Source organism: Candidatus Firestonebacteria bacterium RIFOXYD2_FULL_39_29, from assembly GCA_001778375.1.
Taxonomy (GTDB): Bacteria; Oederibacteriota; D2-FULL-39-29; order D2-FULL-39-29; family D2-FULL-39-29; genus D2-FULL-39-29.
The window spans coordinates 43,553-57,757 of the sequence record MFGV01000034.1; the positions used below are offsets into that span (position 1 = coordinate 43,553).

15 protein-coding genes and 1 tRNA gene are annotated in these 14,205 nt (G+C 40.9%); all 16 read right to left on the reverse strand.

Translation table 11 applies throughout. The annotated features are described in order from the left end of the window. Positions 1-4: 4 nt before the first annotated feature. Positions 5-1,009, reverse strand: coding sequence for a hypothetical protein (locus A2536_04800; protein ID OGF46923.1), 1,005 nt, complete (start codon positions 1,007-1,009; stop codon positions 5-7). Positions 1,010-1,224: 215 nt separating this feature from the next. Then, a complete protein-coding gene (locus tag A2536_04805) occupies positions 1,225-1,620 on the reverse strand; it encodes a hypothetical protein (GenBank protein ID OGF46924.1) in 396 nt (131 codons plus the stop codon). Positions 1,621-1,849: 229 nt separating this feature from the next. Continuing rightward, positions 1,850-2,608, reverse strand: coding sequence for a hypothetical protein (locus A2536_04810; GenBank protein OGF46925.1), 759 nt, complete (start codon positions 2,606-2,608; stop codon positions 1,850-1,852). Continuing rightward, positions 2,608-3,567 carry an ABC transporter ATP-binding protein gene (locus A2536_04815; protein OGF46938.1) on the reverse strand — a complete coding sequence of 320 codons (960 nt, stop codon included), beginning with the start codon at positions 3,565-3,567 and terminating at the stop codon, positions 2,608-2,610. Before A2536_04815 ends, A2536_04810 begins: the two co-directional genes overlap by 1 nt. A 194-nt stretch (positions 3,568-3,761) precedes the next feature. Next, positions 3,762-4,484 (reverse strand): hypothetical protein, encoded by a 723-nt coding sequence (locus A2536_04820; GenBank protein OGF46926.1) that lies wholly within the window; start codon positions 4,482-4,484, stop codon positions 3,762-3,764. A gap of 61 nt (positions 4,485-4,545) precedes the next feature. Then, positions 4,546-5,130, reverse strand: coding sequence for a hypothetical protein (locus A2536_04825; protein ID OGF46927.1), 585 nt, complete (start codon positions 5,128-5,130; stop codon positions 4,546-4,548). 212 nt (positions 5,131-5,342) lie between these two features. Beyond that, positions 5,343-5,416, reverse strand: a tRNA-Gln gene (locus tag A2536_04830). Between the two features lie 140 nt (positions 5,417-5,556). Then, entirely contained in the window at positions 5,557-6,669 is a 1,113-nt protein-coding gene (locus A2536_04835; GenBank protein OGF46928.1) for an alanine dehydrogenase, read from the reverse strand. Positions 6,670-6,986: 317 nt separating this feature from the next. After that, positions 6,987-8,222: a hypothetical protein gene (locus tag A2536_04840; GenBank protein ID OGF46929.1), complete on the reverse strand. Its 1,236-nt coding sequence runs from the start codon at positions 8,220-8,222 to the stop codon at positions 6,987-6,989. A 295-nt stretch (positions 8,223-8,517) separates the two neighbouring features. After that, a complete protein-coding gene (locus A2536_04845; GenBank protein ID OGF46930.1) occupies positions 8,518-9,876 on the reverse strand; it encodes a DNA repair protein RadA in 1,359 nt (452 codons plus the stop codon). Between the two features lie 179 nt (positions 9,877-10,055). Then, on the reverse strand, positions 10,056-10,958 hold the full coding sequence (locus A2536_04850; protein OGF46931.1) for a hypothetical protein: 903 nt from the start codon (positions 10,956-10,958) through the stop codon (positions 10,056-10,058). A gap of 155 nt (positions 10,959-11,113) precedes the next feature. Beyond that, positions 11,114-11,863 carry an ABC transporter ATP-binding protein gene (locus A2536_04855; protein OGF46932.1) on the reverse strand — a complete coding sequence of 250 codons (750 nt, stop codon included), beginning with the start codon at positions 11,861-11,863 and terminating at the stop codon, positions 11,114-11,116. 5 nt (positions 11,864-11,868) lie between these two features. Further along, positions 11,869-12,648, reverse strand: coding sequence for a hypothetical protein (locus A2536_04860; GenBank protein ID OGF46933.1), 780 nt, complete (start codon positions 12,646-12,648; stop codon positions 11,869-11,871). Next, positions 12,645-12,998, reverse strand: coding sequence for a hypothetical protein (locus A2536_04865; GenBank protein ID OGF46934.1), 354 nt, complete (start codon positions 12,996-12,998; stop codon positions 12,645-12,647). The genes A2536_04860 and A2536_04865 overlap by 4 nt, the downstream gene beginning before the upstream one ends. Further along, positions 12,977-13,684 (reverse strand): ribonuclease HII, encoded by a 708-nt coding sequence (locus tag A2536_04870; protein OGF46935.1) that lies wholly within the window; start codon positions 13,682-13,684, stop codon positions 12,977-12,979. Before A2536_04870 ends, A2536_04865 begins: the two co-directional genes overlap by 22 nt. Further along, positions 13,599-14,027, reverse strand: a complete 429-nt coding sequence (locus tag A2536_04875; protein ID OGF46936.1) for a 50S ribosomal protein L19 — start codon at positions 14,025-14,027, stop codon at positions 13,599-13,601. The genes A2536_04870 and A2536_04875 overlap by 86 nt, the downstream gene beginning before the upstream one ends. Positions 14,028-14,205: the final 178 nt, after the last annotated feature.

Consider the following 14,205-nt stretch of genomic DNA (forward strand, 5'->3'; position numbering starts at 1 on the left):
TTCTCTACTTTTTTAAAGGACGGGATTGGGGTCTGTGCTGCTTTTGCATTCTCTGTCTTTTCTCCAGAAAATCTTTTGAAAGACCTCTTTCCTTCAAATCCCCAATTTTTCGAAAGTTTTCCATTTGTATACGTCTGTATTTTTCAATAAGGAACGGATATCTCTTAATGGTTTCCTTAAGGCTCTGAATGTTCTCGGAGGATTTCTCGCTCTTTAACATAAAATTAATCCTGGCAAGCTGTTCCGGAGACAGATTTTTTCTCCATTCAGGATTTTTTCTCATGTATTCTTTTGCTCCGGCAAGCATCATTACTCTTCTTGCTGCTTTTATCTTTTCAAAATCCCCGCTTTTCTTTAATTTTGCGTAAAGAGAACCATTGGCAAGGGATCTCCTGTGAATATCTCCAAACACTTTTTGCATTCTGCTTTTTATTTTTTCTTGCTTATAATTCCGTTGATTCAGAGAAATACGGCATTCATTATTCTCTGTTACATTAGCCTTCTCCAAAAGCACGCCGGAGGCATCAACTCCGCTCACAACCACTTCTCCTTCAAAAACACCAAAGTTACTTTCTTTTTCGAAAGCTTCTACGCCAAACTGAGTACCTTTTACCGCCGCAACCGCATTTGGTGTTTTCACTTCAAAACTTTTTTTTACACCTTCAGCTTTATTTATTATATTTACAATCCCGCCTGCAATCAATTCTAGAAAAGTATTTTGTTCTTTCGAAGTGCTTTCCATTTTTGCAAGGACAAGCTGGGTATTTTCCAGCAGAGTGATCATGGAATTGCTTTCGTCAAATATAATCTCCGCCTTCCCGTCCTTTTTTGTAATAATAATGTCACCGTCATTAAGCTCCATATCAACATCAGCGACCGTAAGCTCTGCATTTTTTACTTTTTTAACGAAAACATCTCCCTCCATATCACTAATCACCGCTCTGGTTTCCGCAAAAGAAAAAGCACAAAGTACCGCTATAAAAACAAAACTTTTTGACATTTTTTTCATTTTTTGTTCCCCCCTAAAATGATTCCTCTTCCGCCAGCTATATAAGGCGGATCTTTTGTTGAGATTACAACTCTTTCGGATTCTCCGCCCTTGGCCCGCCTATTGGCGAGGTTTCGCACAGCATTGTAGCGGACGACCACAGGTGGACACTGATACAAGAATTTATTTTCTCACTTTTCTTACTGTATTTGCTTTACTTGCTTTTTTTGCTGTCTTTAATAACTTGTAAAAGAAGTACCCTTAACATCTGTAGCTATGCTATTTCCCCACAGTAACCCGCCGTTTTGCAAATAAGCCCAACCTATTCCGGGAGACGCGGGAGATGTGCTTACAATCGATACCACAGCGCTGTCTCCAAGAGGTTTTGCTCTTGCCGGAGGAATAACAGCCATGTAACTTGTAAAGTTATTCAAATCCACCGGCCAGACTCCTTCTTTTTCCGAATAGTAAATACTGACCGACGAGCGAAGAGCGCTCAGGTTACCTTTTGTGGCCCCTTCCCGGCTTACTTCTACCATCTGCGCAAATCTAGGAACGGCAACAGCCGCAAGTATCCCAATAATGGCAACAACAATCATTAATTCAATCAACGTAAACCCTTTTTGTTTCATAGTAAATTATATCCTATATAGAATAAAAGTCAATCAATAAAAAGTTCAAACGTTACACGTTAAAAGGTTGCTAACGTTCCACATTATTGAGTTATTATTTATATACCCCTGATAATGTGATAACCTTTATTATAGCTATATTCCAAAAATCGATTATTGATCTAGTTCTTCCAATAAATATGATTTCTTTGATTTTGTTTAGAATTTCGAATTTAGTTCTTAGTGCTTGCTACAATTTCATTCTCTTAAATGCCCAGGTGCCTACAAACATCATTAAAACATCAAAACCCAACACAACCAACAGATTAGGAAGATACGCCATAGTGGATTTTCCCAGGATTACGGCTCTTAAACCGTCTACTGCGTAGGTTGCAGGATCCAGCCGCGTCAGTATTTGCATCCAGCCGGGTAAATTATCTAAAGGATATAGCGCGCCGGAAAGAAGGAAAATAGGGTAAATTACAAAGCTTGAAATCAAGCCATAACCTTCCGGGCTTTCCATAAAAGAACCGATGATTAACCCCAAACTGATAAGTCCGTTAGCAAACACAAAAAGCATTATCATGGAAAGAATAACACTTGAAGCCGTAAACGGAACTCCCAGAAATAGAACTCCTACAAGCAGCAGAAAATAGGACTGAATAAGCGCATCCGTCATGCTTCCCATTGCTTTGCCAAAAAATACCGTAGTCCTTGAAAGCGGGGTTATCAGAACTTCCTTTAAAAAATCTATTTTTTTATCCCAGACAATATAGGCTCCGGCAAATAGACCGGTAAAGATTATCGTCATTGCCAAAAAGCCCGGAAAAATAAAATGCTGATAATCAGCGACATTGGTCGTCATTGAACCTACGCCGCTTCCAAAAATAAAGTACCAGAAGAGAGGGAGTGCTACAGAAGAAAAAACCCTGCTTTTCTCCCGGGTAAAAACACGAAACTCCCGAAACCAGAGCGCATACAGACCTTTTAATGTTTTTCTAATATCCATCAGGATGTCCTCATCGCATCTTGCATAAAGCTTACTTCCTCTCCTGCTTCCCGCATTTCTCTTCCGGTATAAAATAAAAAGACATCGTTTAAGTCCGGAGAGTGTACTTCTACAAATTCAACTTCGCCCGAAAGAGAAAGTAACTGCTGCAAATTCTTTCCCGCATTTTCCACGGAAATTAAATATTTCCCTTCTACATTTTTTATACCTTTAACAAAAGGAAGTTTTTCAATCTCTTTCAGATTCAGGTTCTTGCCTTTCAGGTTAACCATATCCCCGCCGGTCGAGCGTATAAGATTTACCGGAGAATCCAGCGCCACTATCTTCCCGTGATCCACTATACCTATCCTGCTGCAAAGTTTCTCAGCTTCCTCCATGTAATGCGTCGTAACAATTATAGTCATCTTTATTTTTTTCGCCAGTGCCCTAATATACTCCCAGATATGCTGTCTGGTCTGCGGATCCAGCCCAAGGGTAGGTTCATCCAGAAAAAATATCTTTGGTTCGTGAAGCAGTCCTCTTGCTATCTCCAGTCGTCTTCTCATTCCCCCGGAATACTTTTTCACTATATCATATTTCCTTTTCTGCAGATCAACAAGTTCCAATACGCTTTCTATTTTTTTATCAATAGCTTTCCAGGGAAGATTATACATAAGCGCATGGAGTTTTAAATTCTCGTATCCCGTAAGCAGAGTATCCGAACTGGGATCCTGAAAAACCATCCCTATTGACTCCCTGACTTCATCCGGATGCGTTACAACATTATATCCATTAACAATAGCCAGACCCGAAGTAGGCTTTAAAAGCGTTGACAGCATCATTAAAGTAGTAGTCTTCCCCGCCCCGTTAGGCCCGAGAAGCCCGAAGATCTCCCCTTCATCAATGGTAAGATTAATCCCATTAACCGCAGTCACCTTATCATATTTTTTTACAAGTTCCGTTATCTTAATACTTTCCATATATACCCCACTACAAAATCCTTTATCTGTGTCATCGCCTTTCTTATCCGTGTATCTGCCTTCCATAGTGTTTATTATATTTCGGCATCCGCCAATCTCTAAGGCGGAAGATCGAATTTAGTTCTTCAACTTTCGAGTCTATTATATCAATTTCCCAGCCAAAACCCCTATGATAATAATCATCTTACGTTTTTTCAGGATTTTTCAAGTACCGCCACATAAGAATAATCCCTGGTAGGAAATATCTTTCCAACTTTCCAACCCGTCCCCTTGACTATCTTCTTTAACTCCAGCGGAGAAACTCTAATATATTCGAACCAGTCCGATTCATAACGACCGTAGAAAAGCTTGACTCGAAACGCTCCCGGATGCCTCCCCTTTTTTCTGTTAAAAGCACGGTAATCCCTGAAGAAGGCAGTATTTGAATCATAACTCTCCGTTATTATTTTAGCTCTCGGAGGAGTTATATTATGGAACTTCTTAAGAAGTCTTTTGGCTTTCTTCTCCGTCCCAAACAACCCAAAATTATTACACATAAGAAGCATTACATTAAAAACCCCTGTCTTTTTGGATATTTCCTCTATTGCTGTTACCTTCGCTCTTTTCACTCCGCGGAGTTTACAGACCTTAACAGCCAAAGGCGAGTTATCAATACCCGTTACATCAATACCTTTACTCTGAAGATATAAAGCATGTCTTCCTGCCCCGCACCCGATATCCAGAACTTTATCCGTTTTTTTTATCAGTTTCAGCGCCCTCTTTTCCCTTACAGGCCATTTCGCATAAGTATCAAAATAAACCTTAACCCCGCCGGCATCAGATACAAACCCGTCATCCCTGCCCGCCAATAAGAAATTAATCCTCTTTGTATAATACGCATAAAGCGCCCTTCCAAACGCATCTTTGTTTTTTTGCATTATAATTAGATTTGCTCCCCATACTGGATGATTTTCACTACTTGCAATCGTAAGAACCAGCTTATTTTCTACTTTCCGGTGTAGCTGGTTTTTCTTTATAAGAATATTTCTGGCTTGAAATCTCCTTACCGGAATTGTCGTATGATCTCGATTTTGTTATTTTCCCATTTTTGAAAGTTATTAATGACTCTATTCCGCCATTTTCCCAATACACTGTAGATAACCTTAACTTACCATCTTCAAAATCAGATTGCACCTTAAGTTTTCCATCTTTTCTATATTCTTTCTGGAAATCTAACTTATCGTCTATAAAATTTGTTTCCAGCAAAAGTTTTCCATCATCATAATACATCTTAAACAAACCATTCATTTTGCCCTTTTTTTTAGTAAATTCCGACATAACTATTCCATTTTCATAATATATTCTTATAACACCGTCCGGCACGTTGCCAACTTTTTTTACAATTTCCCCGTTCTCGTTATATATGTTTCTTGCTATCTCTTTATTACCTTCATATAAAATAACCTCTTTTATCTGTCCATTTGGGTATTTTTGTATTATTTTTCCAGTTAAATCTTTTTTCCCAGTATTGCTGGAACAAGAGACCATCGATAAAAGCAATAATATAATAATTGCAATTTTCATTTTTTACCTTTCAAAATTTATATTAATATTTAAGCGCATATTAACACTTTAAAAAACCACAGATTGCTTTGCATAGCCTGCCTCTCTAATTTACTGTTAATAAATAATATTATTTTGAGTAATAGAAAATAAAGAATTGACCGCAATTGTTTTATCGATTTTCTTTTCTCCATTGTTCAATTGCTCTGCAAAAATATTGCTTTTCAATATTTTTGCTCCGGGGCGTGGACTCGAACCACGAAGGGCGACGTCAAAGGCCGCTGTGTTACCATTACACTACCCCGGAATTTTAAGATGAGGCAGAACATAGGTATTATAGCAAAATATTACACGTTTCTAAATAGCAAACTGAACTTCAATCGTCACTACTTGATAGAAACAAAAAAGGCGGAGCCTTTTTTCTGCTCCGCCTTTTTTTTATTCTCTCTAATTTAGCGCGTTTTCTACCGGAACGTAGGGCATCTTGAACGTGTCCGCAACGGCTTTGTAGGTTATCTTTCCTTTGTACATATTCAAGCCTTTTGCAAGTCCGGGCATTTTCTTTATGGATTCTTCGGCACCGAGGTTTGCAATTTTCAGAGCATACGGGAAGGTTGCATTGGTTAACGCGAATGTTGAGGTTCTTCCCACAGCACCGGGCATATTCGTCACGCAATAATGGACAACTCCGCCGTAGATAAAAGTCGGATGGGCGTGTGATGTCGGACGCACTGTTTCAATACAGCCGCCCTGATCAATAGCCACATCCACCACAACTGCGCCGTGCTTCATTGCTTTGATAGTTTCTTTCGATACCAGAGTCGGGGCTTTTGCACCTTTCACAAGAACTGCGCCGATTAAAAGATCCGCTTTTTTTGCCTGTTCTCTTATGTTGTAGCCGTTTGACATAAGGAAGGTTACATTCTTTGGCATTATATCATCAAGATATCTCAGCCTGTCCAAATTAACATCAAGAAGAGTTACTTTCGCGCCAAGTCCCGCCGCCATCTTAGCTGCATTTGTCCCGACTATACCGCCGCCGATCACAACGACTTCACAAGGAGCGACACCGGGCACGCCGCCAAGCAGTACACCGCGTCCCATCATCGGTTTTTCCAGATATTTTGCGCCTTCCTGCACCGCCATTCTTCCGGCAATCTCACTCATAGGAGTCAAAAGAGGAAGCGTTCCGCCTTCTTCAACAGTCTCGTAAGCTATTGCAATACATTTGCTCTTTACAACTGCTTTGGTAAGAACCAAATCCGCTGCAAAATGAAAATATGTGAACACAATCTGATTTTCTCGAAGTAAGGAATATTCCATGCGGATCGGTTCTTTCACTTTAACGATCATATCCGCCTGCTTGTAAACTTCTTTATTTGTACCTTTTATTTGCGCTCCCGCTTTTTTGTATTCAGCATCCAGTATGCCGCTTCCAAATCCGGCGTTTTTCTCAACAATTACTTTATGTCCCGCTCTGACAAGAGCTTCCACTCCGGAGGGAACCATTCCCACCCTAAACTCATTTTCTTTTACCTCTTTTGGCACTCCTACGATCATAATATTTCCTCCTTTTCAAACAACTTTAATTTAAATATATGTTTGTCCGCCGATCTTTTTGGCGGAGAGCATGCAAAACTTCTACAGGATTCTCCGTCCTTGGCCCTCCTATTGGCGAGGTCTCGCACAGCATTGTAGCGGACGAGATCTCACCGTAGGTGGACACTGATACAAGTAATTCCGTTAAAACGTTACACGTTAGCACGTTGCTCACGTTCTACATTAAGGTAGTGCTCTTACTCCTTAGATGCTCAACTTTCTGTTCTTACTTCACCTACTTCACTTTCTTCCATTACTGTTCTTGCTTAGCTCTGACTTCAATATCCTTTACACATTAATCGGGCGTATATAGCCGCCGCCGTAATAATATCTTTTCCCGTCGTGTACTCATCATCCGCATGATAGTTTGTTCCGTTTACCCCGAAAGCCAGAGTCGGTTTTTTCAGCACTTGAGAAAAAAACGCGGAATCAAGTCTTCCTCCGGTAATGAGCATCAGAGGTTTTCTTCCGTAATATTCTTCCAGAATACTTCCGAGCAATTTACATATTGGAGCATCTTTTTCTATGCTTGAATGCGTTGCTTCTGAAACCTCTATTTTAACTTTAAAAGTACCGTCTTTTTTCACAACAGAATTTATAAGGTCGACTATCTCTTTTCTTGCCTTCTTCATGCTTTCTTCGGGTATTACTCTTCTGTCTATGGTAAACGTAAATTTGTCAGGTACCGAATTACTCTTTAGTCCGCCGCTGGAAAGACCGCCGATCATCATCGTTGCAATTTTAGATATAGGAGCTTTAGCATAATATTTTGACTTTCTTTTTTCTATTTTATTTCTAAAAATTTCCAGTTCATTAACTATCTTTACAGCTTTAAGAAAAGCATTAACTCCTTTAGTATGCAACGCCGCATGCACTGCTTTACCGATAACGGTCACACGAAAGCCCACAATACCTCTGTGAGCTACGGTTAAACTATTGCCTCCGCCGCCATCACCTTCGATAACTACATCCGCCTTGGGTATTTTCTTATGGCAGATATAGCCGGACCCGCAGTAACCGCCTATCTCTTCATCCGGAACAAAAGAGAATTCAAGATTCCACGCCGGTTTAATTTTAAGTATTTTCAAAGCTCGTACAGCGGAAAGCATCGCAACTATTCCTGACTTCATATCAGCAGCGCCGCGAGCTATTATCTTATCACCTTTTATATTAAGTTTAAACGGATTTTTTGAGAAACCCAGCGATGCAGGAACCACATCATAATGCCCGTTAAAATGCAGAGTTTTCTTAGCCCCCGTATTCCAATAGGCCATCAGTATATATCTGGGGTTCTTCCTGCACTCCTCTTTTAAGCTGTTGATAAATTTCTTATCCGTAACCTTAATGATCTTTGTTTTTAAACCTATTTTTTTGCACTCTTTTTCCAGTACCTTAACAAACCGCCCATAATTCACCCCCGGCTCGGATATAGTAGGAATCTCCACGAGCTTGCCGAGTAAAGTTATGAGATACGGTCTGTCATTTATGACTGCTTGATTAATGGTTTTTAACATGGATTCTCCTTTACTACAACAATTCCGTTAGAACGTTCCACGTTACTCACATTCTAAATTAATGTGGCATTTAATTTAATCTTGGCGGAGTGTTTCTTTCCGCCCACATTAAATTGTCATTTGTCGTTAGTCATTTGTACTTTTCCTGCCGCCCTTCCGCCTAGGCGGATTTCGCAAAGCATTATGGTCCGTTTATTTAGACTTTGCTCAACTGCCTTCTGTCCTCCGGCTTCCGTCTTCCGTTTTTGCCAACCCTCTAACCTTCTAATCGTCAAACCCTCAGAGACGTCAACTTCTAAAATATGGTATTCAAAACGTCTCTAATGTATCTCGCCCCCTGCACCTGTATCTTGTCTTTTATAACAAGCCCGTTCATATTGGACTGGGGTACAATACATTTAGTAAATCCGAGACGGGCTGCTTCTTTTATTCTTTCCGTCACCTGGGATACTGCGCGAATTTCACCTCCGAGGCCTACTTCCCCGAAACATACTGTTTTTGCATCGGTAGGAATATCTCTGATGCTTGAAGCTATGGCAACAACTACTCCCAAATCCGCCGCGGGTTCATCTACTGAAACTCCTCCCGCTACATTTACAAAAATATCCTGATTTGCCAGATTAAATCCGCCCCGTTTCTCCAAAACCGCCGCCAAAAGGGTGAACCTGTTATAATCCACGCCGCTTGCTCTTCTTTGAGGCATCCCAAAATATGAAGGAGATACAAGCGCCTGAATTTCTACCAGAAACGGTCTGGTACCTTCCATTGCAGAAATTATAACAGATCCTGAAGCATCAGCGGTGCGTTCCGCCAGAAATAATGCAGAAGGATTTTCAACTTCTTTAAGTCCGCCTTCTGCCATTTCAAAGACAGCTATCTCATTAGCAGGCCCAAATCTATTTTTATAAGAACGGAGAATTCTAAAATTATGGTTTTTATCTCCCTCAAAATATAGTACTGTATCCACAAGATGTTCGAGAACTCTCGGTCCGGCGATTGAACCGTCCTTGGTAACGTGACCGACCAGAAAAATAGAAACTCCGCTGCCTTTACTGATATACATCAACTTTGTGGCATTTTCCCGGACCTGAGAAACACTCCCCGGCGCAGAAGGAATATCTTCATTAAATATTGTCTGGATCGAGTCAATTATTACAACTTTAGGTTTTGCCTCATATATATGTTTTTCGATAACTTTAATATTTGTTTCCGAGACCAGAAAAATATCTTTGGATACCGCTTTCAAGCGGTTTGCCCTCATCTTAATCTGAGAAATTGACTCTTCCCCGGAAATATAAAGCACCGACCCGTACTTTTTGCTTAACTCATTACACATTTGAAGTACCAAAGTGGACTTTCCGATACCCGGCTCTCCCCCGATAAGAACCAGAGAGCCGATCACCAGCCCGCCGCCCAGAACTTTATTTAATTCATTAATCCCTGTATTATACCTGTCTTCTTCGCGCCCTTCTATATCCGTTATAGCTGATACTTTACTGGTCTTTCCCGCTTCAAACGTATACTTTTGACTTTTCTCCGTAACAGTCTTCTCTTCCACAAAAGAGTTCCAGCTGTTACACTCCGAACACTTCCCCAGCCACCTGGCCGACTCATACCCGCAATTCTGACAAACGAACTTCACTTTAGCTTTCATACTCTTCCTTAGACATAAGAATTATCTTTCCTGCCTACGTTTACCTTCATTCCCGGCAGTTGATATCGCTGATTCAAAAGCTGATTCCGCTGATAAATATTTGTTTTCAATTCGGCGGAACGCTTCATTCCGCCTTCCTTAAATAGTCATTAGTCACTAGTACTTAGTCATTGCCTTTCTTATTTTTTCCACAATATCTTCCAGGGGTTATCTTTAACATCCTTTATGAAACCTTTAAGGTCTTCTGCCATTTTTTTGTCATTTATGAGAACTGAAAGCGTTCCGTCGCCTTTATCTATCTTTTTTGCGGCAGAATCCAAATTGGAAACCGTCTCATCAAGTTTGAGCGAGACTTTATTTAGATTGTCCATGGTCTTGGGCAGATCTCCTTTATTAATATCTTTTATTAATATATTTAACTGCCCGGTAAGTTCCTGTAAATTTTTTGTGGCAAGAGCCAGTTCTTGCGAGGTTTTTTCAAAATTTTCCACTGATCTTGTTATTGCAGGTCCGCTCTTTTCCACAATACTTTTTGTCACTCTGGTAAGATCATTTACGTTCTGCAAAGACCCGACAAGAGAACTTTGAACCCCTCCTACGATTTTATTTAAAGCTCCGAGAACATCTTTTAATTCTGCCGAGGCCTGCGACATACTTTCGAGCGCCGCATCAATACCATAGGAACTCCGGCCCGAAAGGACATCACCCGGAACAACAAGAGCCGACGCTTTTGATCCGCCGGAGACATTTATAAATTTTTCGCCCATCACTCCGGTTGAAGAGACGGAGATATAACAGTCCTTCCGGAATTTAAAACCTTTAGTATTTTTAAAAATAAAGAGTTCTACATTTATTTTACCGTCATTGGTTAAGGAAAGGTTATTAACCCGGCCGATGTTAACTCCTCCGCCATATTTCACTTTGGAGCGGGCTTTCAAGTCCGGAGCCGAATCGAAAACGACATTGACCTTATACCCCTTCTCAAAAATCGTGAACCCGCCGATGAAAACCGTACCGGCAAGAAGTATCGCTGCCGCAACGACAGTAAATATTCCCACCTTTACTTCATTTGATAATGACATAGACTAACCTCCGTTAAAACGTTCCACGTTATCACGTTCTACCTTAATGTGGTATTTAATATATCAAAAGCTCCTTGGTGTAAAACTTCGTACTTTGTACATCGTGCTTGCTCTTGCCGCGCCTCTGCGCATCTGAGCCTCCAACCTTCCGGTTGTCAGCCTAAAACTTCTATCGGTCCGACCGAACTCCCCTTAATAAACTGTTTAACTACCGCGTTTTTTGTGTGCTGGATCTCTTTCGGGGTACCCACCTCTATTATTTTACCTTCATACATCATGGCTATTTTATCCCCTATATTATATGCACTCTTCATATCATGCGTAACGACCACACTCGTCATCTTAAGTTTTTTCTGGAGATCCACTATAAGTTCATTAATAATATCAGACATAATAGGATCAAGCCCTGTCGTTGGTTCATCATAAAGCATGATTTCCGGATCCATTGCAATAGCTCTGGCAAGCCCTACCCTTTTTTTCATACCCCCGGAAAGTTCAGCAGGCTTTTTATCTTCTACATTTTCAAGTCCTACAAGCGCCAATTTTTCCTTTACCAGTTTTCTTATCTCCGAAGAGCTTTTTTTGGAGAAGCGGGTAAGAGAAAAGCCGACATTTTCGGCAACCGTAAGCGAGTCAAAGAGAGCCGAACTCTGAAAAAGCATCCCGTAATCTTTCCTGATATCATCCAGTTCTTTGTTATCCATTTTAGCAATATCCCTGCCTTTGACAAGGATCTTTCCCGAATCCGGTTTAAGGAGTCCGATCATATGTTTAAGCAGCACGCTCTTCCCGCAGCCGCTTCTACCGATAATAACAATAGTTTTTTTATCCGGAATATCCAGAGAAAGTCCGTTCATGACCATTTGCGCGCCGAAATATTTTGTAACATTACTTATCTTTATCATTTTTTCTACCAGAGGAATGCGGTCAATATATAGTCAGTGACCAGTATCAGCATTGAAGAAATAACAACGGAGGAAGTTGTAGACTTACCCACACCTTCGGCTCCGCCTTCTGTTTCAAAACCCCTTTGACAGCCAACCACCGCGATAATACCGCCAAAGAACACCGTTTTAAATAAACCTTTAAAAACATCATCAAGACGCATATACATATTCAAGCTTTCAAAATAGCCGCCGGTCGTTCCGTCAAAAATATTTAAACTTATAAAAAGCCCGCCGAGTGTTCCCAGTAAGTCAGCATATATAGTAAGAAGCGGCAGCATAAAAAGCGCAGCAAGGAACCGCGGGACAGCCAGATATTTTACAGGATTGGTGGCCATGGTTTTTAAAGCATCAATCTGTTCAGTCACATTCATAGTGCCTATCTCTGCCGCTATGGCCGAGCCGATCTTTCCTGCCATAACAAGGCCGATAAGGACCGGCGCCAGTTCTCTGGTAAGCGCGAGCGAAACAATGCCCCCGAGCATATTTGCCGCTCCGGAGATCTTTCTTTCAATGGCGGTTCCTGTCTGAAGCGCCAGTATCATCCCCGTAGAAAGAGAGGTAATGGTCACAACAGCCAGGGACTTATTACCGATGATCACCATCTGTTCAAATATACTTTTTATTTCAGAAGGTTTCTTAAAAGTCCAAAATAATACCTGTCCGAAAAGCCGGGTTATCTTCCCTGCTTCGGAAAGAAACGCCATAACTCTGGATCCTATGTATTCAAAAATATTCCTTATCAAAATATACCCTTTACCAGCTCTATGTCATAATTTCCGGAACCAACACGGATGCCGACCGCATCAAATCTGATCTTTTCATTTCCCAGTTTGTTCTCCGCCACATACTGCGCCGCGGAATTTTCGATATGTTCCATCTTTTTCTTGCCTATTGTGTCAAAGGGCGATTCTGCCACGGGTTTTGCTATCGCTTTTACCTCTATAAAACACCAGATGTCTTTTTCTTTTGCGATGATATCTATCTCGCCGTAACAGCATTTATAGTTACGGGCTATTATCTTATAGCCGTTTTTTTGTAAATATATCGCGGCTAAAGTTTCGCCGCTGTCTCCTAAAAGTTTTTTCCAAAACATTGTCTGTGTATCCTGCATCTTCCGTATTTTCTTATCGCGGCAATATGTTCAGCCGTTCCATACCCCTTGTGTCTGGCAAACCCGTACATAGGGAATTCCTTGTCGTATTGTACCATTATAGCATCTCTTTTGACTTTTGCAATAATGGAAGCGGCGGCAATTACAAAAGATTTTGCGTCCCCGCCTATTATTGCTTTTTGCGGGAGCTTTGATTTTATCTCATACGGTCCGTCAATTAAAAGTATTTCGGGAAGTATTTTCAAGGAAGCTGCGGCCATTTCCATGGCTTTTAAGGAAGCGCGCAAAATATTAATCTTATCAATTTCTTTTTCATCCACAATTCCAAAAGCATAGCTGTCTGCTTTGGACATTATGATATCGGAAAGCTTTTCCCTTAAGGCTGGTTTTACTTTTTTTGAATCATTTACACCGGCAAATATTGAAAGATCTGCCAGTCTTTCCCGGCTAAAAGATACCGCAGCGGCTATTACGGGACCGGACAGCGGCCCCCTGCCTACTTCATCAACTCCCGCCAGAATCCGAATTCCCGATTCAAAGAGGGAGTTTTCAATTTTTAGTAATTGTTTTAAACGATCCTGTTCACTTTGGAGCATCTGCAGTCGCAGCAACTTCAGAAGGCACTGCCGCAGCAGGAACAGGAGCAGCTGCCTTAGGTTCTTCCGCAGGAAGCGCCGTCAGAGTAAGATCTTCTTTAAGTCTTGAACCCTTACCTACTTTCTCCCTGAGATAAAAAAGCTTTGCCCTTCTGGTTCTGCCGCTCTTTAATACTTTTACGGTTGCAACCGCATGCGAGTGAAATAAGAAGGTCCTTTCAACGCCGAAACCGCCGGATATCTTTCTCACTTTAAAAGTTTTATTAAGCCCTTCTCCTCTGATACTGAGGACTAAACCTTCAAAGGACTGTATTCTTTCCTTGTCGCCTTCTTTAATGCGTACACCAAGTTTTATCTCGTCACCGACCCTGAATTCCAGATGATCTTTTCTTTTATATTTTTCCTGCCAATTCATTTTACACTTCCCCCTTCAAATATTTTTCTTAGCTCTGAGTAAATCCGGTCTTTTTTTCCGCCTAGGCGGATTTCGCAAAGGGCTTACGGACAGATATACTGTCCTTTGTTAAAATATTTTCCTAAAATGCTTTATTTTTCAGCATTTTGTAGAAAAGTTTGTTAAAATACCTCTTAGA